Origin of the sequence: Liquorilactobacillus vini DSM 20605 (assembly GCF_000255495.1) — a bacterium.
GTDB lineage: Bacteria > Bacillota > Bacilli > Lactobacillales > Lactobacillaceae > Liquorilactobacillus > Liquorilactobacillus vini.
The window spans coordinates 1-18999 of the sequence record NZ_AHYZ01000183.1 but is presented as its reverse complement, the minus strand read 5'-3'; the positions used below and the strand labels follow the sequence as shown (position 1 = coordinate 18999).

The 18999-nt window shown below is 39.1% G+C and carries 18 protein-coding genes and 2 riboswitches; of the genes, 7 read left to right on the top strand and 11 right to left on the bottom strand.

Annotated features, from left to right (window positions below; genetic code table 11):
• Nucleotides 1–5: 5 nt before the first annotated feature.
• Nucleotides 6–356: a fluoride efflux transporter CrcB gene (crcB, locus tag ON15_RS09875; RefSeq protein ID WP_010581333.1), complete on the bottom strand. Its 351-nt coding sequence runs from the start codon at nt 354–356 to the stop codon at nt 6–8.
• Nucleotides 356–754, bottom strand: coding sequence for a fluoride efflux transporter FluC (locus ON15_RS09870; RefSeq protein ID WP_010581332.1), 399 nt, complete (start codon nt 752–754; stop codon nt 356–358). Before ON15_RS09870 ends, crcB begins: the two co-directional genes overlap by 1 nt.
• A gap of 229 nt (nt 755–983) precedes the next feature.
• Nucleotides 984–1053: riboswitch (Fluoride riboswitch) on the top strand.
• A gap of 59 nt (nt 1054–1112) precedes the next feature.
• Here ON15_RS09870 and eno point away from each other — a divergent pair.
• From eno to ON15_RS09850, 4 genes are all read left to right on the top strand, one after another.
• Complete coding sequence (eno, locus tag ON15_RS09865) at nt 1113–2399, top strand: phosphopyruvate hydratase (protein WP_010581331.1); 1287 nt, start codon at nt 1113–1115, stop codon at nt 2397–2399.
• An 11-nt stretch (nt 2400–2410) separates the two neighbouring features.
• A riboswitch (Fluoride riboswitch) is annotated at nt 2411–2469 on the top strand.
• A 57-nt stretch (nt 2470–2526) separates the two neighbouring features.
• Complete coding sequence (locus ON15_RS09860) at nt 2527–4056, top strand: MutS-related protein (RefSeq protein WP_010581330.1); 1530 nt, start codon at nt 2527–2529, stop codon at nt 4054–4056.
• The gene (locus ON15_RS09855) at nt 4046–5509 is read left to right on the top strand and encodes a MutS-related protein (protein WP_010581329.1); all 1464 of its coding nucleotides are present in this window, start codon (nt 4046–4048) and stop codon (nt 5507–5509) included. Before ON15_RS09860 ends, ON15_RS09855 begins: the two co-directional genes overlap by 11 nt.
• 163 nt (nt 5510–5672) lie before the next feature.
• Complete coding sequence (locus tag ON15_RS09850; RefSeq protein ID WP_010581328.1) at nt 5673–5954, top strand: hypothetical protein; 282 nt, start codon at nt 5673–5675, stop codon at nt 5952–5954.
• Nucleotides 5955–6128: 174 nt separating this feature from the next.
• On the opposite strand, the gene ON15_RS09845 is transcribed toward ON15_RS09850, so the two are convergent.
• From ON15_RS09845 to ON15_RS09805, 9 genes are all read right to left on the bottom strand, one after another.
• Nucleotides 6129–7277, bottom strand: coding sequence for an MFS transporter (locus ON15_RS09845; RefSeq protein ID WP_010581327.1), 1149 nt, complete (start codon nt 7275–7277; stop codon nt 6129–6131).
• Between the two features lie 37 nt (nt 7278–7314).
• Entirely contained in the window at nt 7315–8289 is a 975-nt protein-coding gene (locus ON15_RS09840; RefSeq protein ID WP_010581326.1) for an asparaginase, read from the bottom strand.
• A 69-nt stretch (nt 8290–8358) separates the two neighbouring features.
• Nucleotides 8359–10035: an adenine deaminase gene (gene ade, locus ON15_RS09835; protein WP_010581325.1), complete on the bottom strand. Its 1677-nt coding sequence runs from the start codon at nt 10033–10035 to the stop codon at nt 8359–8361.
• A gap of 178 nt (nt 10036–10213) precedes the next feature.
• Complete coding sequence (locus ON15_RS09830) at nt 10214–11353, bottom strand: serine hydrolase domain-containing protein (protein WP_010581324.1); 1140 nt, start codon at nt 11351–11353, stop codon at nt 10214–10216.
• 21 nt (nt 11354–11374) lie between these two features.
• On the bottom strand, nt 11375–12667 hold the full coding sequence (dltD, locus tag ON15_RS09825; protein WP_010581323.1) for a D-alanyl-lipoteichoic acid biosynthesis protein DltD: 1293 nt from the start codon (nt 12665–12667) through the stop codon (nt 11375–11377).
• Complete coding sequence (gene dltC / locus ON15_RS09820; RefSeq protein ID WP_010581322.1) at nt 12664–12909, bottom strand: D-alanine--poly(phosphoribitol) ligase subunit DltC; 246 nt, start codon at nt 12907–12909, stop codon at nt 12664–12666. The genes dltD and dltC overlap by 4 nt, the downstream gene beginning before the upstream one ends.
• Nucleotides 12910–12928: 19 nt before the next feature.
• Entirely contained in the window at nt 12929–14164 is a 1236-nt protein-coding gene (gene dltB, locus ON15_RS09815; protein WP_010581321.1) for a D-alanyl-lipoteichoic acid biosynthesis protein DltB, read from the bottom strand.
• Nucleotides 14161–15687: a D-alanine--poly(phosphoribitol) ligase subunit DltA gene (gene dltA / locus ON15_RS09810; protein WP_010581320.1), complete on the bottom strand. Its 1527-nt coding sequence runs from the start codon at nt 15685–15687 to the stop codon at nt 14161–14163. The genes dltB and dltA overlap by 4 nt, the downstream gene beginning before the upstream one ends.
• A 21-nt stretch (nt 15688–15708) precedes the next feature.
• A complete protein-coding gene (locus ON15_RS09805; RefSeq protein ID WP_026049576.1) occupies nt 15709–15849 on the bottom strand; it encodes a teichoic acid D-Ala incorporation-associated protein DltX in 141 nt (46 codons plus the stop codon).
• A gap of 382 nt (nt 15850–16231) precedes the next feature.
• Here ON15_RS09805 and ON15_RS09800 point away from each other — a divergent pair, with 382 nt between their 5' ends.
• The 3 genes from ON15_RS09800 to ON15_RS09790 form a co-directional block, all read left to right on the top strand.
• On the top strand, nt 16232–17296 hold the full coding sequence (locus ON15_RS09800; RefSeq protein WP_010581318.1) for a YdcF family protein: 1065 nt from the start codon (nt 16232–16234) through the stop codon (nt 17294–17296).
• A 40-nt stretch (nt 17297–17336) separates the two neighbouring features.
• On the top strand, nt 17337–18026 hold the full coding sequence (locus ON15_RS09795) for a response regulator transcription factor (RefSeq protein ID WP_010581317.1): 690 nt from the start codon (nt 17337–17339) through the stop codon (nt 18024–18026).
• On the top strand, nt 18013–18999 hold a 987-nt coding region (locus ON15_RS09790; protein ID WP_235720456.1), incomplete at its 3' end, for a sensor histidine kinase. The genes ON15_RS09795 and ON15_RS09790, both read left to right, overlap by 14 nt.

Below are 18999 nucleotides of genomic sequence, written 5' to 3'. Positions count from 1 at the left end.
AAAAGTTAAAACATTTTGCTACTCCAAAAGCCCAGGGTTACTAATAATAAGCCACCTAAATAACTAGTTAAACCATAAAATAATTCCAGTCGGCGCGCTTGCGAGTGATGCAAAGCCAGTAATTCAACGTTAAAAGTTGAAAATGTTGTATAGCCGCCGAAAAAACCGATACCTAGGATTTTATAAACGTCTGGAAGAAGATTAAGGCCAAATAATAATCCTAAGGCAAATGCCCCAGATAAGTTGATCAACAAAGTTGCGAGTGGCCAGCCAGAAACTTTTTTTAGGCGGATAGTGATCAGGTAGCGACCGATGGAACCTAAGGCGGCACCTAAGCCAATCATCATTAGTAACATCAGTCGTCTTCCTCCCCTGATTGGCTGAATCGCCGTCCTATCTCTGTTCCGGCTTTGATTCCAATTAATGCGGCGATCCAACCGCCAGCAATGCTGATCAGCAAGTAAAGCAGTAAAGCTAGGTTTTGGCCAGCCAGCAATAATTTTAAATTATCCAGGCAAAAGCTTGAGAAAGTTGTAAATGAGCCAACAAAACCAGTTCCTAATCCAAGTGACAGCCAATTGGCTATTTCACGAAAATTCAACCAAAAATAAGTTAAAAAGCCTAATAAAAAACAACCTAGCAAATTGACCAGCAAATCACCACGATAATCGAGTTGTAGGCCGATCAAATAGCGACAAATCCCACCTAAAGCGCCGAAAATACCGATGCTAAATAAGCACTTAAATTTTTCCATTAATTCTCTCTCCTGAAAAAACATCTGTCTTTTATTCAATAAAACAGGTGTCAATGATCTCTTAGTCTAGTTCTTATGCGTACACTAGTGCAGTAAAAAATGCTGGTTTAATTATACTCCTGCGCTAGCAAGGCGGCAATTAAAAATATTTCCAAGCTAAATATTAAATTTTTATTATTCTAAGATGAATTCCAGTTGCCTTTTCGCTAAAAAAAGAGTATATTCAAAATGAAATAAAGGTGATGACGTTCACCTATTAAATGATCGTAAGCAAATGACCTGATGACGTCTACTAAACTATTTAGATAGCTTAGTAGACGCCTTTTTTATGCTTATTGATTTGGAAGGAGAGAAGAAAATGTCATTATTTATTGATACTGTCAAGGCACGCGAAATTTTCGATTCAAGAGGGAATCCGACGATTGAGGCTGATGTAATTCTATCAGATGGAACGCTTGGTCGGGCCGAGGTACCTTCAGGAGCTTCAACTGGTGAAAAAGAGGCGGTTGAATTGCGTGATGGAGGCGAGCGGCTCCAAGGAAAAGGGGTTCTTAAAGCGGTTAAAAACGTTAACACCGAAATCGATCGGGCTTTGCATGGCTCAAATCCATTTAATCAGGCTGAAATCGATCAAACGATGATCGACCTCGATGGGACTCCCAATAAAGCCCGTTTGGGTGCCAACGCTATCTTAGGAGTTTCAATGGCCGTTGCCCGGGCAGCTGCTAAAGCAACCAAACAGCCACTTTATCGTTATTTAGGCGGTACTGATCTAGAATTACCGCAGACTTTCCACAACGTGATTAATGGCGGTGAGCATGCTGATAACCAGATTGATATTCAAGAGTTCATGATTACCCCAGTTGAGCGTCAGAGCTTTCGTGATGGTTTTGAAAAAATTGCTAACACTTACCATACTTTGAAGAAAGTTATTGAAGCAGCGGGTTATACAACCGGGCTTGGTGATGAGGGTGGTTTTGCTCCGGATCTTGATTCATCAGAGGAAGCTTTGCAAATGCTGCACGATGCGATCATTAAAGCTGGCTATACGCCAGGAAAAGAGATTGCCATTGCTTTTGATGCGGCTGCTTCTTATTTCTATAACCATGATACTAAGAATTATGATTTTGAGGGTAAGACTTATACTCCAGCTGAACTGGGTGAATACTACGTTCATTTGCTGGATAAATTCCCAGAAATTATTTCCATTGAAGATCCCTATGGCGAAGAAGACTGGGATAATTTTGCTGCTTTCACGAAAAAATATGGCCAGCGAGTTCAAATCGTGGCCGATGATCCAGTCTGCACCAATCCAGCATTGATTCGGCAAGCAATTAAACAAGGAATGGCTAACTCAATTTTGATTAAGCTCAATCAGATTGGGACAGTCACTGAAACTTTAGAGGCAATTCGCTTAGCACGCAAGAATGGCTATACAACAATGATTTCTCATCGTTCAGGTGAAACAGGTGATACTTTTGTTGCCGATTTTACGGTGGCAACGAATGCTGCAGAATTAAAATCAGGTGCGCCGGCACGTTCAGAACGGGTCGAAAAGTACAACCAATTATTGCGAATCGAAGAAGAATTAGGAGAGGACAATGCTCGTTTAGCTCATTTTCCGAATAGTGTTGATTTTGATTAAAATTGAACTTATTGATTTTAGGTGATGACGTTCACCGTTAAACCAATTTATTAATGACGTCTGTTTAAGGCCTTTTCAAATTAGGGCCTTGAAACAGACGTTTTTTGTTTAAAAGGGAGTGAAGAAAATGTTTACTAGTCTTTTGTATTTGCATACCAAGCAATCAGAATTAGCGCAGCCAACACCAGCGACTTTAAAAGATTTGCAGTTAATGAAAGTCTTCAAAGCAATTCAGCAAAAAAGCATCCAAGATTTGAGTGAAATTTTTAAACATCCTTTGACCAATGACAGCGAAATTAAATATCGGCAAGCCATTTTTCAAGATCTGGTTCGACAGCCCGTTTTGACAACCGTCAATCAGTTTGAAAGGGAATTTCTTGGCCATCAGCGATTTAAAGCAGAGATCAGCTACCATTATGACGGTGAGATCCGCAATTATGAATTACTGATCATCTTACAGCAAAATCTCAAGTCATTGGCCAAGTTGCTGAAAGCCCTTGATCAGCTGGCATGTCAGAGTGCCGGCTTAAGGAGTTGGTGTTTATACTTGCATAAGTTTTTTCAAGCTGATCCTACTAAACAGCTGCAAGCAGAAATTGTTGATTTAACGCAGAAAATGCAAGATCTACATTATTCATTGACAATCAGTGGAGCTAAAATCACGGTCAGTCAAAAAATTGATCAAGGGATGCCATTGAATGATTTATTAAAACAAAGCTTTGCACCATTATTAAACTCCCAATCAGTTGTTCAAAATGATTTAATTAAACCAATTCCTCAAGAATCTGGGATTAACAATTTACAAGTTTTGATCTTACATTCCTTAGCTAAGGTTTATCCAGCTGAATTTCGCGAATTGAGTCGCTTTTATCAGGAGTATTTTGAATTTGCTGATCCAGTCATTGAACGCGTGGCCCAAGAATTTAATTTTTACACAGCTGTAATCAAATATCAGCAGCAAATTAGGCAAACCTATCAGGTGAACTTTTGCTATCCGCAACCAGTCACTGCGAGTACCGCCAATACTGTGACCGCTAGCTTTGATCTGGCTTTGATTACGATGGCACCCCCAAAAATTATCACTAATGATTTTACGCTGCAGCCTGAGGAAAATTTTTTGATCGTTTCTGGCCCAAATCAGGGCGGAAAAACAACTTTTGCGCGGATGGTTGGCGCGGATTATTATCTTTTCCAGCTGGGAATGCCAATTCCGGGAAAAAAGGCAGCTTTGACGATCAAAAGGCAAATTCTTACTCATTTTGAACGACAGGAAAAAGCTAGTTTATTGACTGGATTACTGGCCGCGGATATTGAGCGAATCTATCAAATTGTTACAGCTAGTGATCAACAGACATTGGTGATCTTCAATGAGCTTTTTTCTTCGACTGCCGTTGTTGATGCTGAACAGATGGGAACGACTATCCTCCAGCGGTTGATCAAAAAAGGTGTCACAGGAGTTTATGTGACCTTTTTAGCCAAATTAAGTAGCTTGCCACGAACTGTCTCAATGCAAAGTCAAGTTAGCATTCAAACAACTAAGCGGACATTTAAAATCATTAGGGGTCAGCCTAACAACCAGGCTTATGCAATTTCACTACTGAAGAGCTACCATTTAACAGCAGCAGAGATCAAACGAGGTGGAGCAGATGAAAGTTGAATTAATCGGAACCAACTTGAAATGGCAGAGCAATTGGAAACCGAACCAGTTGCAAAAAAATATCATAGCTGATTTAGAACTTGAGCCCATCATTCAAGCTGCTAGTGACGACGACCAATTGATTGCGATGGTGTTTTTACAAAGCTTATTTGATCCGATCATGGAAAAAACTGACTTAGCAGATCGTCAAGCGACAGCAGCCTTTTTTCTGGAACATCCTCAAATTGTTCGAAAAATTTATCAAGTTGTTCAAACTGCAATTGCTAACGTCAAAACTAGTTGGTGGTTTATGGGCAAAGAGTCGGCAATCGCTGCTTTTTCTAGCTGCATCAGTGCTTGTCAGCTTTATCTCTCTGCGATTGAACAGATCATGGCCTTAGAGCTGGATCAATTTCAATTGCCAGCAGGAGTGTTAAAACTGAACCACCAGTTAAAGCAAGCTTTTGATCAAGGAAAATTGGCCAAGATGCAAAAATTGCTGCGTGATTTAAAAAAAAGCCGTGCCTATGCGGTTAATAGTCAATTAACGGCGCAGCTTGACTCGCAAATCACCCAACGGCGTTTTATTCACTGGCATAAATGGCTAGCACCATTAGCATTAAGCCAAAGGAAGGTGACCTTTGAGATTCCGATTCGTGATGATAATGCCTTAAATGCATTAGGAAGACTTGAAAATCGCGCAACTTGGGGGAGTGCAACGACGCTGCTGACAGTTTATTCGAACTTAAAAAAATTTTTTGCTGAATTAGAGCTGCAAACGGCTTGGCTCGTAGGCTTGACTAATTTAGCACAAAAATTATCAGGCGAATTTTGCTGGCCTGTTTATCAATCAGCCTTGAAAACAGAGAATTTGAAAAATCTGGTGTTATTATTGAAACTTAACGGTAAAGAAATAATTGGTAATTGTATCGAGCAAAAAAATAGCAATGTTGTTTTGATTAGTGGTGCTAATCAAGGTGGTAAGACGACTTTTTTACGGGCTTTGGGGCAGGCAGCCTTATTAGCCGAAGCAGGAAGTTTTGTATGTGCACAAAACTTTTGCTTGAAGCCTGTCAAACAAGTTTTGACTCATTTTAAACGTGAAGAAGATCAAACAATTCAAAATGGGAAATTAGCTGCTGAATTACAACGAATGGCTGATTTGGTTAACTGTTTGGCAAGCTCAGCACTTGTTTTGCTGAATGAATCATTTACTTCGACGAATGAACATGAAGGCTCGATCATCAATTATCAAATCACCAAGGGATTGGTTGAACGGCAAGTCCTGGTTGTCAGTGTCAGTTTTCAATATGAGTACTGGCAGCTGTTGGATCAAGATCCAGAAATTCGGTTGCTTTGTCTGCGGGCACAAAGAAGGGCCAACGGGCAACGGACCTTTAAGCTAACCGGCAAAGCTCCATTAAAGACCAGTTTTGGCCTGGATCTATTTTGGCAAAAATTTAAAACCAGCTGAAGTTTTGTTTTAGTTCAAAGAGGAGTAAGATCAGCGTGAATCTCCAGAAAATTAAGAAAAGGTTGCTTAAATTAATAATTGAAATTTTGATTTTAAAAATGTTGCTGTTTTACTGATTAAGTCTAGTTAACGAAATTAGCAAGTTGAGAAAGGAACGGATTGGATGAATTATCGATCGGTGCGTTTAGCAACTGAACTTTTATTGGATAATTTTGATTTGGCGCAACAACAAGCTGAATCGTATCCTGGTGCATATCAAAATTTATTGAAGATCAAGCAGCAATACTTTGGAGAATTAGAAACCAGGACCTTTGAAGCAGCACTTGAAAATTTAATGCATAACTTAGAGAGCTGGGGAAGCAGCTTAACACCGAAAACCGAACCAATTAGATACAAGTATCTGAAAAAGCATCTCAAAAGCTGGTTGGCAGTTAGCAAACATTGATTTTCAGCCAAATTTTAGTCTAATCAACAAAACGTGAGCTGTTTGTTTGCAGCAAAAGATCAAGCAGTAGTTTTAAAAGAGTTTGTAATCCAAAATCTTGGCGTTGATAAATGATGACCAATCAAAAGACCGACTAGGTTAACGTAGTCGGTCTTTCGTTAGTTAATTTTAAGTTTAACGATCACTTTTAGTCCGTAAAATAAAACTCCCTAATAGCACCATTAGCAAATGAACTGCAAATAAAATCAGAAATGTTAAATCAAAACCGCTTAATTCAATTAAGGCACCACCAAATAATGGACCTACTGCCCGCCCCAGTGAGCCGGCAGTACTGCCAAGAGCTTGAATTGTTGCTCGATTTTGGTCAGTCGCAAACCGATTCAGTGTTGCCGGAGTGGTCGTTAAGGTTAAGATATCTCCCAGCGACAATAAAGTAATTCCCAGAACAAATTGCGGGTAAACAGTGGCGTGAAGCAAACTGAGATAGGAAACTGCAAAAAAGCCACTGCCAAGTAAGATGCGCCATTTTTCATTTTTAAAAGTCGGTCGAAAGAAAATACCCAAGAGTGGCTGAAATAAGACGATCTCGCAAGTTGAAATGGTAAATAGAAAACTATATTTTTGAACAGAAATGCCTTTTTGCAGCATATAAACTGAAACATTGCTATTCCATTGCTCGTAGCCAAGCCAAATAATGACCAGCAAACAACAAATAAACCAGAATTTAAGTGGCAATAAAGCAAATTGCCGCCAAGAAAATTTGCTGTTTGCTTGATCAACTGCTGGTTTGATCTCCTGAAAGACAACCTTGATGATTATTAAAGCTAAAAGAAATAAAAGGAAAGCAACGCCGAAAACCCAGCGAATATTAACAGCATATAAAACTCCTGACAGAAAAGTTGCTAAGCCCATGCCTAGATTTGCCAGCCAATATTCTTGAGTAAACAAATTGGGGGTGTGTTTTTGGCACAAGGCAATGTAACCATTGACTGCAGAATTTAGAATTCCTAGCCCCCAGCCGTAACCGGTCGCAAATAAAGCATACCAAGGCCACAGTGGAAAAAGAAAGAGCAGTAGCAAATTTAAACCAACAATAGCACCGCCAAGGTAATGAGTTTGTTTGATTCGCCAATTGTCAAACAACCAGCCACCTAATAAGTTGCCTAAGACCATTGCCAACGAAAAGGCCAGCAAAACGTTGCCGGCAATAACTAATTTTTGCTGTAACTGGTTATGTAAGTATAAAGTCGTGATCGGCATGATCAAGCCGATACCCATATTGACCAACATCCCAACCAGCAAAACCCCCAAATTTTTCCTCATAAAACTTTTACCCGCTTAATAATTTTTAATTGTCATTTTAAGAAATTGCATCATTTAAATAAGTTTTTAAGGCCGCGCCCTTTAAACCATAACTTAAACCAACTAACAATTTAATGCGAGCTTTTTGACCGTTCAAGCCATGGCAGAAGGTGACACCCAGTTTGCCTAATTGGATACCACCGCCTTGATAAGCGTAAACCTCTTGAGCAATACCATTAAAGCACCGGGAAACTAAGATTACTGGAATCTGCTGGTCAAGCAGACTTTTAAGTGCTGGCAAAACTTGCGGCGGCAAATTGCCAGCTCCAAGCGCCTCAATGACAACTCCATTAGTCTGTGGCTGATCGATCAACTGCAATAATTCGGGATCCATCCCAGCATAAGCTTTAATCAAGTAGACATGATCAACAACTTGATCAATGGGATGGTAACTATGCGAAAGCAACTTTTCAAAGAAGATCACTTTTTTCTTAGTTACTAAGCCAATTGGACCAAAAGAAGGAGTTTGAAAAGTCGCTACATTAGTGGTATGAGTCTTCGTAACAAAACGAGCAGTATGAATTTCATCATTCATCACGACTAAAGCTCCTTTGCCTTTAGCTTCATCACTAGCAGCTGTTTGAATGGCGGTCTGCAGGTTATGCAACCCATCGGAACCAATTTCATTAGCTGAACGCATTGCTCCAGTGACAACGACTGGTAATTCATCAGGTACCGTCAGATCCAAAAAATATGCTGTTTCTTCGAGGGTATCAGTTCCGTGTGTGACGACGACTCCAGCAAAGCCCTGGTCGCTAGCTCGCAAAATTCTTTGCTGGATTTTGAGCATTTCTTTCGGGCCGATATGAGGAGAAGGTAAATTAAAGACATCCTCGGTTTGCAAATCGATTTGACCGTGAAAGAAATCTGGCGCCTCATCCAATGGATTCCGTGAAGTCGGAGTGACACCACCATTCTTATTTTCTGACATAGCAATCGTTCCGCCGGTATGTAAAACTAAAATCTTTTTCAATGCATTGACCTCCAACTTCAAGCAAACTTGCAAATTATTTTTAAATCTAGCGTACAAACTTTGGGAAAGTTAATCAACCTCTAAATCAATAAACTTTCCCGCCTCAAAATCATATAGTCCCTGGTCAGTTAATTTTAAAGTTGGAATAACTGGCAGAGTTAAAAAAGACAAAGTAATAAAAGGATTGAAATCAACAGTCTTTTTGCCAGTTATTTTTTGATAACCAGTTGAAATTGCTTGCAAATCTTGAGCGGCAGTTGCGTAGGGCTTGGCCGACATTAAACCAGCAATTGGCAACGGCATAATTGCTAAAATTTGATCTTGTTGAGCAACAGCGATGCCGCCATTGGAGTTAGTGATTGCTTGAATTGCCGTGTAAATCGCTTGATCGTCAGTTCCTACTGCCACGATATTGTGCGAATCATGTGCCACAGTGGTTGCAATCGCTCCATTTTTTAAACCAAATCCGTGAACCAAACCTAAACCAAAAGTACCTAGATTATGGTGGCGTTCAACCACGATCATTTTTGAAATATCTTGGTCAAAGTCGTTGCAAAACAAACCATTATTAAGCGGTACAGTTCGTTGGAGTCGTTGAGTTTCAATATGATTTGGAATGATTCCAATCACCTGACAATTGCGACTTTTCGGTTTTAACTCCAAGTCTTTAAGTTGTAGCTGGTGATGAACAGTTGATTGATCAAATGCCAGTGGCTGAGTGTTTGAAGGAGTAATCCATTGGCCAGCTTTCATAACTCGCCGCGCACTGGCCGCTTTAAGATCAGCTAACACAACTAAATCAGCAGTAAAACCAGTACTTAAAGCGCCATAGTTCGTTAACTTATGAGCTTGAGCAGCATTGTAGCTGGCCATAGTATAGGCAGTTTCAGGTCGAATTCCTTTTTTAATTGCCAGCCGAATGCAGCGATCAATCCCGCCTTCAACCAGAATATCACTGATCAGTTTATCATCAGTGCAAAAAGCAAAACGTTGTGCATTTCCTTCATTAACAGCCTCAATGACTTGATTCAAATCACGTTCGACGGAGCCTTCGCGTAAAAATGTCCAAAAACCAGCTGCTAAGCGTGTTTGAGCTTGCTGCTTGGTCATGCATTCATGATCAGTATCAATTCCAACCCGGCGATAAATATCCAGTTGCTGAGAGTTTAAACCAGATCCGTGACCATCAGCATGGTAGCCAGCCGCTTGAGCATCTTGAATTTTTTGCAACAGATCAGGATCACCATTGACAACTGCCGGGAAGTCCATTACTTCTGCTAATCCTTTGACAGTCGGTTCAGCGTAAAGTGGCTTCAAGTCTGCGGCAGTTAAAGTTGCACCGTTATGTTCAAATGGTGTGCAAGGAACGGAGGAAGGGAGCATATAAAAAATATCTAGCGGGGTTTGAGCAGCATCTTTGATCATATATTCTATTCCAGGAATACCACAAACGTTGGCAATTTCATGTGGGTCAGCAACGATTGCTGTGGTGCCAGTTGGTAACAGGGCTTTTCCTAGTTCGCTGGGAGCAACCATTGAGCTTTCAACGTGGACGTGAGCATCAATCATTCCCGGAACAATAAAAGCCTGCTGAGCGTCATAAGTTCTGTTAGCATTCAGATCGGTGGCTTCACCGGTTGCAATGATTTTTCCGTGATTGATCCATAATTTTTTATCTTCAAATTGGCGTCTGAAAACATTTAGAATTCGGCCGTTTTTAATACACAATTCGACATTTTGTTTCATCAATTTGCTTTCCTCCAGTTAAATTGGATCTTGGATTTTTAAAAGTCATTTTATTACAATCTAGTTTAAGAAACAAGCTAAATTTGATTAAATTTAAGAAAAACAGCCACAATTTGTTGACTGTGACTGCTTTTTATTCGGCAAAATGGACGATTAAAAGTAAAATTAGTTGTTTGGCTTAAAAATTGTTTGTAATTTGCTGATATAGTTGTGACAGGAGCGTGTTTTGAATCATAGCGTGTGAGTTCCAGTGATTACTAAGCAAAACGACAGCATTTTTGCCATTATTTGAAATGGCAACGCTGCTTTCAAAGCCAAAACCGATCCCATGTAGTCGATCGTATTGCGGTGTTGGATACATACCAGCAGTATAAGGATCATGCGGCGTCTGCAAATAAAGATAGAGGTCATCTTTTTCAGGCAGCAATTGGCCGTTTCTTAAAGCAGCTTGTACGCGGTAAACATCTAGGGCTGACATATACATATTACTTGCACCTAATTCATTACTGATGACAGCCGGCTGAATTTTTTGGGCAATTGACTGAGAATTGTTGCTAATTGTATATCCAACTGGTAGCTGGCGATCCCTTTTGACTGATAAAAATCCTGTTTGATCCAAATTCAACGGCTGAACCAAATCTTTATTAATTAATTGCTGATAACTGGTTTTGGTCAGTTTTTCAGCAATCCCAGCTAGCAAAACATAATTGATTTCTTGGTAATCATATTTACCAATCTTGGCTGGCGTATAACTTAAATGAGCTAAATCATAATTGATTACTTGCTGATCATTCGCTGGATGTTTCAGGGGCTTAAGCAAACGATAGCTTGAACACATATTGAGCATTTCTCGCAAAGTGATAGTTTTTCCACCAGGAATTTTAGGATAAAATGCACCTACTTTCTGGTTTAAGTTCAATTTGTGCTGTAAAACCAGACGCATAATCAGATAACCAGTCAACGATTTTTGAACTGAGTTTATTGGGTAACCAGTAGTTATCTGATTAGGTTGATCGGTTTTAAGATTAGCTTGGCCAAAGGCTTTTAAAAAAGTAATTTTTCCATTTCTAACCAGCAGACAGGTTCCACTGAAGTGAGTATCAGTTAATAATTTGGCAACTGTTTTCCTTTGAATCGAGTTAAGGTGATCAATTGGCTGATTTACGTGATTAAACACCGACGTCTTGGTTTTAGTTTTTTTTACAGCAGTCACATTTGCTTGGTTAGTTTTTAGTTTTCTTTGCACTAGGTAACCACCAAAAATTATTAATCCCAAAGCTATGAGGATCAATGGACCCCATAAAAGTTTCTTCTTCATTTGTCATCAATTCCCTTAAAGTTAGTTAATCTGGCTTGCAAACCGCTGTAGGTTCTGTTGATCAGGTTTTAACTGCTGCCATTTGCGACTTAAGAATTGCTTTTTTAAATGATAATGGACAGCTGGCTGCTTAGTTTGGATAAAACTGTTAACACGATGGTTGAATTTGACCCAACCCAGCCAACCAATATGGATCGTATCTTGCATAAAATAAGGGATTGAGCCATCGTGTGAATAGTCAGCAATCTGATCGAAGCCTTGTTGTCGCAATTGAAATTTGATTTTGGCAACGGAACGATAATACATCGGTAGGCTTAATTTGGTATAAGCAGTCCATTTAGTATTAACTGGCTGAATCATGAATAAGACTTGCGTATGCTGTTTAGCCAGCTGATGTAAAACAAGTTCTAAATCAGCATACTCCGGTGATTGCAAATAACTGAAATGCTTTTCTGCACCGGCCAACAGTTTGTAATGTGGCTTGACCCGTTGTGCATAAAATTTATTAAGAATTCGAAAATGATTGTTGGTACTGTGCTTTTGCCCGTCAGCCTGGGCCATAGTTTGCAATTTTTGATAATTATATTTAGTTGGCAGATTATTCAGGCGCGGCTTGATCCGGTTTAAGTAATTGTCATCTGGTCGAAAGCGTGAGAATAATTCATCCTCATGCCATAAAAAATTATGTTGGACACTGATCAGTTGCTGATCGAGACTACTTAGCTGGTGTCCTTGAGCAATTTTGGCCGCTAACTGGGAGACTTCATCGTTGGACCCTAACAGAGTTATTAAGCGTTGAGCCAAATAACGATCATAAGCCGAATGGGGATTAGCCTGCTTAAGCCAAGTCAAATCAGCCAAACTGCCATTGTAATATTTGAAGGCAGCAGGACTGATCCCTTGTTTAACAAACCATTGCGGTGAGATAATAAAAACAACTTTACGATTTTTCAGTTCTGGTAAAATGGTTTCCATAGCTAAAAATTGCGGCAGTGACTGGGCACCTTTTTTCCCCAAAAGGAAAGGTCGATAATTATAATATTTAGCCGACATGACTGAAGGATGAAATTCATCCATGCGTTCCAGCTCACTTGAACCAAAAAAAGGGACGTAATTGACTTTTTTATTCTGCAGGGCTTTCTGCTTGAGAAACTGATTTTTAAAAGTTGCCGTGTCAAGTGAAACAGCGGCTTTTCGCATTTCCTGAGCAGAAACTTTCCGGTAATGGATCGGCAGACTAAGCAAGATTGCTATTAATAAGACTGCTAGTAGTACAGGACCAAAGATCTGCCAAAGCAAATGTTTTGTTTTCACTTTTGTAACTCCTTTATTTGATTACAGATTTTGGTAATCGTGTTCCACTGCTGCCGATCAAATTCTGAAACTGGTACATTAATTCCCAATTCATCTTGTAAAGTTACTAATAGTTCAACCGTAGCCATCGAATCTAAAAAACCACTTTTGAAAAGATCCTGATCGCCCATTGCTTTAACTTCTGCTTCATCATTAGCAGTTACATCAGCCAAAATTTTAATTACTTTTTCCTCTAAATCCATTAAAAATCCCTACTTTCTTTTATTTGTTTAAAATGTGAGAACCAAACCAAAATTGATTCAAAAAACCAGAGAATAACAAGAAACTCAACATTACAAAATTAAAAGTGACAAAAATTGCAATCCCAGTGGTTAACTTATTATGTGGCAGCCATTTAAGATGTTGCTTTTTATATCTTAGCCACCAATCATTGACAACTAAGCCTAAACCATGCATTAACCCATAAAGAATGTAATACCAGGTTAAACCGTGCCAACAACCCATGATCAGCATATTCAGTAAATAGCCGAGTGAGGACAGCAAATGCCGGTTTTTAATCCATTTCTTCTTAGTTGCCATAAAGACGAAGCGCATGAAGATATAGTCGCGAAACCAAAATGACAATGTCATATGCCAGCGATTCCAGAATTCTTTGATATTTTTGGAAATAAATGGTTGATTAAAGTTCATTGGGGTTTTAACGCCCATTAAATAACTAATAGCAACTGCAAATAATGAATAGCCGGCAAAGTCAAAGAATAAATCTAAACTATAGACGTACATCACGCCAACCAAATACCAGGTAAAGTGTGGGCTATAGAAGAGTGCCTGCTTTTCAAGAATTGGCAGTAAACGACTTCCAAGGTAATAAGCCAAGATGAATTTGTACAGGAAACCAAGAAACAAATAATTAACCGCTTTGGCAACCATTTGCAAATATTCTTGACGTGACGGCAGTTGTTGATAGTCTTTTTCAAAACGTCGAAAACGGTCGATTGGGCCAGAAGTTAATGCTGGCATAAAAGCCAGGAAACGAATGAAATGATAAGTCTTAATTTCCTGAATCATTCCATCACGTGTTTCAATGACTGTTCCCGTAGCTCTAAAAGTCAAATAACTGATTCCTAGAAAACCAATGATTGAATTTTGTCCAATCAAGGCGGGAGTAACCTTGATAATGACTAAGGGTAGCAGTGATAAAAAGACTGCTAAGTAGAAAACGCTGCTTTGGTTGGCTTGTCGCCGATAGTTAAGGTAAAATTTAACTATCAAAGTCTGCCAGCATAAAAAGCCAAGCAAGGCCAGCAATTGAGGGAAACTTTGGCCGTCAAACATTAAAAACAAAAAGACAAGATTGACCAAAAATTCATATTTAACCAATCGTTTCCCATAGTAAAGGCTGATTCCTAACGGCAGGATCGCTAACAATAAATAAATAAAATAAGTTGGTGTGCCATAAACTTTCAAGTTCGGCAGATTAGTTAAAAAGCTTGTCAAGAGTTGACCTCCTTGATCAATCGTTTCACATCGATTTTTCCATTCGGTGACAACGGAAAGCTTTTCTGGAAAATAAATTGACTTGGCAGCATGTAAGGCATGATCTTACCTGACAGCTCTTGGCGGATCTGCTCGATTAGCGATTGATGATCAGTTGTTAAATCGGCTGGAATAATTAAGCCAATCAGGTGGCTGGGCCGTTGATCAGAGCCGTATTTGGGAACCGCAACGGCTTGCTTAACGACGCTGCTTTGCTCAAGTGCTGCTCGAACTTCATCGAGCTCGATGCGAAAACCATGCAATTTGATTTGAAAATCTTTGCGGCCTAGGTAATTCAAAAGTCCGGATTGATCAAAATAACCTAAGTCGCCAGTACGATAAGCTGGTTGATCATTTAAAGTGAAAAAAGCAGCCTTGGTTTTTGATGGATTATTAAGATAGCCAGTCGAAACACATGGTCCGCTGATGATAATTTCTCCTGGTTCGCCAGTTGGAACTGGCAATTGGTGATCGTTCCAGACCAACAATTTAACTTGTGGCTCAGCGATCCCTAATGGAAGTCGCTTAACAGTTGAAAGCTTTTCTGGTTGAACTTGCCAAGCGCTAACTGCAACCGTGGCTTCAGTAGGACCGTAAGTGTTAAAGATTCGGCTTTGTGGGAACCGATTAGTTAGTTTGGTCGCTAATTTGACGGTCAATTCTTCGCCGCAGAGGAGGAATAATTTTAAAGCTGGCATTTTTGCTTGGCAAAAGTCTGATGACAATAACAACATTTCAGCTAACGAAGGTGTTCCGACAAAAACATCTAAGTCCAGTTGCGGCAGTTGCTGGAATAGATAGGCAAAGTTTTCGACTTCTTGATGAAAAAGAGCTTTGATCGTACCACCACGTAAGATTGCTGGCAGCCAATACATGTTTGAAACATCAAAAGAATAAGGAACTTGACCCAGAAAATTGGCTTTTTTAGGAATTGAAAATGTTGGGCTTAATAGCCATTCTAAAAACAAATTCAGGTTTGCATGGCTGATTGGGACCCCCTTTGGTGAACCGGTTGTGCCAGAAGTAAAGAGAATATAAAAGGGCGTCTTTTCAACAATTTCTTTCGGTTGAAAAGTATTTTTCGATTGCTGAAAAATTTTTTGCAATTGTTGATCATCAATCACTAACTGATTCTCAAGATATATTTGCGAAAAAGGGAAGTCACTGATCAGCAGAACTATCTGTGGATCAGCAGTCGTTAAAATTGATTTAATCCGTTCAATTCCAGATGCTGAGTCGACTGGAATATAGGGATGACCAGTTAAGGCACAACCTAAAAAAGCAACGATCATCTCAAATTGGTGGTCACCAAAAACCAAAATTGGTCGTGAATTAGGATAATTAGTTGTTAAAAAAGCAGCAAAACTAAAAACCTTTGCTTTTAGTTCACGATAGGTATGACTTTTTTGCTGCTCAGTGTAAACAATCCTTTGATCATTTGTTTGTAATGCATTGATTAGTTTAGTGACAAGTGTTTTTGTCATTAAAATTCCCCCAAACTGTCATTAAAATTCGTTATAGATAAATGGTTCCTGTCCAGCACCAAAATATCCGTAAAGATAAAGCAAAAATAGTAAAATAGCAAAGTAAAATACTGTTTTGAGCAAAAAGTCCATAACTGGATGGTGAAGTATTTTTTTCATAATCATGACTCCTTTGTTACAAGCTTGTTTCAGTATAAAATTTTGAAAACGTTTTTAAAACAGGAATGATCGTAACTTAAGCAAAGATTAGCTATCTTTACTAAATTTGAAGAATTTGTGAATTTTTGTGAGAGAAATTGTGAAGAAAGTTTAAACTTGAGGTCTTCAGGTCAAAAAAAGACCAGATTGAAAATTCAATCTGGTCTGCGGTAAAGTGCAGCGACCTTCCGAACGCATTACTGCGCCGATCACTTTCCTATACCATGGTTTGGCACCGTTAATAGTATCGCATTAATTATTACGTTGGTCAAATAAAAAAATTACTGCTTAACAAATGGATAATGGTAAAATAACGATAGTATTCAATTATAAAGGGGTTTAAAGGATGCAAATTAACGCAGGAATAAGTTTTGTTATTTTAGCTTGGTTGATTTTTTTGTTTTTTTTTGGCGGCTTGGCTTTCAGTTTAAAGCGGAATAAATTTCGCTTACTTAACGGGATCTTAGGAAATCTAAGCTTGTTATTATTAGGGGCAGCACTTGCTTTAACGATTACTTATAGTCAGATTCCATGGTTAGAACACGCAATGTTAGTTGCTTTGGTAGTTATTGTAGTTCCAATTGTGGCTTTGTATTTATCATTAGGCGTCTTGTTATTGTGGAATGCCATTATTGTTTGGCGCAAAGAAAGTCATACCTTAAGTAACATGCTGACACTGATCTTAGGTTTAGCGATTCTTTTGAGCCCAGTTTTTTCGCGTGCTTTACGCGCAATTTTTCCACCACGAATTTCATGGGCAGTTATGGGATTGATGGCTGTATTTGTTGGTTACTTTGCTTTTTGGCTAGTCAACTTTATTACTTCATTTTTAATTACGCGGCTGTTCCATCCCAAATGGAACCAGCAATATATTATTGTTTTGGGAGCCGGTCTAATTAATGGTGAACGTGTATCACCACTATTGGCTTCACGAATCATGAAAGCAAAAGATTTTGGGGATCAGCAATTTGAAAAAACAGGCAAGCGTCCGATAATCATCTTTTCTGGTGGTCAAGGTGCAGATGAAAAATTGCCTGAGGGTCAAGCAATGAAAGCATATGCGCTAAAACATGGGATGACAGCTTATACTCTAATTGCGGAGACCAAGTCGCGTAATACTTATGAAAATATGCTGTTTTCTAAGGAGATTCTTGAATCAAGAAAGATTCCATTAGCAGCTGGTATTTTTTCAACTAGTGATTATCATACTTTCCGAGCAGCTGGCTATGCACGTTATGTTGGTTTGAAGATTGATGGAATTGGTGCTAAAACTAGTAAGTTTTTTATTCCAAATGCTTTTTTACGCGAATATATTGCTATTTTACTGAACCACAAAGTTTTTCATTTGATTGCTTTGGGATTGTTGATTCTATTGAATATTGGATTATTTATTGTACAATTCAATAGTTAAGTTGAGCTGCAGCAAAATGACAAACAAGAGGTAAAGGACTTTGAAAAAAATTTTCCTTGTTGAAGATGATCAAGCACTTATTCAAGGCCTGATCAAGGGCTTGAATAAGTGGAATTATCAAGTTATAACGGTTGATAACTGGAAGATTGTTGCCCAGGAAATTATTGACCAACGCCCCGACTTGGTAATTATGGATATTACTTTGCCCTTATATGACGGGTTTTATTGGACAGCTAAATTGCGTGAGTTATCCCAAGTCCCGTTAATTTTTTTGTCAGCTGCTGACATGGACCCTAATGCGATCCGGGCGATTGCTCTTGGAGCAGATGATTATTTGACGAAACCTTTTTCGGTTAATGTCTTGCTTTCAAAGATTCAGGCAGTCCTGCGGCGAACACAACTTAATCCGGTGGCTGCCAACAATTTGCAGTTTGAAAATTATCAGCTGAATTTGTTGACCAATATTTTGGCAACCTCAAAAGTGCAAATTAAATTAACACCGACTGAGGGTGTGATTTTAAAATTATTGTTCTTAAATCATGGTAAAATCGTTACTAAAACACAAATCATGAATGAGTTATGGCAAGGCGGAGCATTTGTTGATGAAAATGTGCTGAATGTCAATCTTAGTCGATTACGCAAAAAATTAATGCCGACTAACCTGCAGCAGCGAATCATTACCGAACGGAAGCGAGGCTATCGACTAATTGAAAAAAATGAAACAGAATAGTTTGTTTAGGCTGAAAAACTTGCTGGATCAATTGCCATTAATCGTGGCCTATTTATTGTTGATTGGTTTAGGACAAGCCTTAGTTTGGCTAAAGGATGATCGAAATCAATTAGCACTCGATTTGCTGCGTTTTTCCTGGGCGCCATTTCTACTGTGGCTGTTCTGGCGACTTTGGCGTAAAAATTCGGCACAGCAGCAGCTTTTGACAGCTAATCAGCAAAATCAACTGCCTAAACGCTTGCCACCCGGAGCACTGAGTCAAGTCTATTATCAAGTGTTAGCGGGCAATCAGGAGCTTTTTGAAACTAGATTGCAGCAATTGCAGCTGAGTGATCAGCAGCGTAAAACTTATTTTAATTTATGGAGTCATGAAATGAAGCTGCCACTGACAGTTTTGAAATTAGCAGCAGAAAATGATGCTGAAATTGCCAGTGAACTTGTTTTGACGCAGACAATTCAAATCGAAAATCAGCTGGAACTCTTACTCAATTACGAGCGCCTAGCAGATTTCCATCATGATCTGCAGTTTAGCAGTTTTTCTTTGCGTTCCCTAATAGTTGAAATTATCAAAAATAATTCGATTTTGTTTATTCAAAAACAATTACAGCCAGAAATTTTGCTGCCGGTTAATCAGCAGCTGCTGACGGATCGCAAATGGTTGGCTTTTTGCTTGCAGCAGATCGTTTTTAATTCGTTAAAATATGCGACAGCTAAGACCAAATTGACATTTAAACTGGTTGACGGTGAGCTGTTGATCCAAGATCGCGGAATTGGGATCAGCAGTGATGACTTGCCACGAGTCTTTGAGGCTGGTTTTACGGGTAAAAATGGGCGCCAACAGCAAGCAGCCACTGGAATGGGACTATATTTGGTCAAGCAGGTTTGCAATCAGCTTGAAATTGATTTCAGGTTGAATTCAGTTGAGCGGCAAGGAACTACGGTGCATTTTGTTTTCCCCAAAGCAGCACTTAAA

Coding starts and splice junctions, on each gene's coding strand:
- crcB (WP_010581333.1), bottom strand. CDS start 356: ATGTTACTAATGATGATTGGCTTAGGTGCCGCCTTAGGTTCCATCGGT.
- ON15_RS09870 (WP_010581332.1), bottom strand. CDS start 754: ATGGAAAAATTTAAGTGCTTATTTAGCATCGGTATTTTCGGCGCTTTA.
- eno (WP_010581331.1), top strand. CDS start 1,113: ATGTCATTATTTATTGATACTGTCAAGGCACGCGAAATTTTCGATTCA.
- ON15_RS09860 (WP_010581330.1), top strand. CDS start 2,527: ATGTTTACTAGTCTTTTGTATTTGCATACCAAGCAATCAGAATTAGCG.
- ON15_RS09855 (WP_010581329.1), top strand. CDS start 4,046: ATGAAAGTTGAATTAATCGGAACCAACTTGAAATGGCAGAGCAATTGG.
- ON15_RS09850 (WP_010581328.1), top strand. CDS start 5,673: ATGAATTATCGATCGGTGCGTTTAGCAACTGAACTTTTATTGGATAAT.
- ON15_RS09845 (WP_010581327.1), bottom strand. CDS start 7,277: ATGAGGAAAAATTTGGGGGTTTTGCTGGTTGGGATGTTGGTCAATATG.
- ade (WP_010581325.1), bottom strand. CDS start 10,035: ATGAAACAAAATGTCGAATTGTGTATTAAAAACGGCCGAATTCTAAAT.
- ON15_RS09830 (WP_010581324.1), bottom strand. CDS start 11,353: ATGAAGAAGAAACTTTTATGGGGTCCATTGATCCTCATAGCTTTGGGA.
- dltC (WP_010581322.1), bottom strand. CDS start 12,909: ATGGATTTAGAGGAAAAAGTAATTAAAATTTTGGCTGATGTAACTGCT.
- dltA (WP_010581320.1), bottom strand. CDS start 15,687: ATGACAAAAACACTTGTCACTAAACTAATCAATGCATTACAAACAAAT.
- ON15_RS09800 (WP_010581318.1), top strand. CDS start 16,232: ATGCAAATTAACGCAGGAATAAGTTTTGTTATTTTAGCTTGGTTGATT.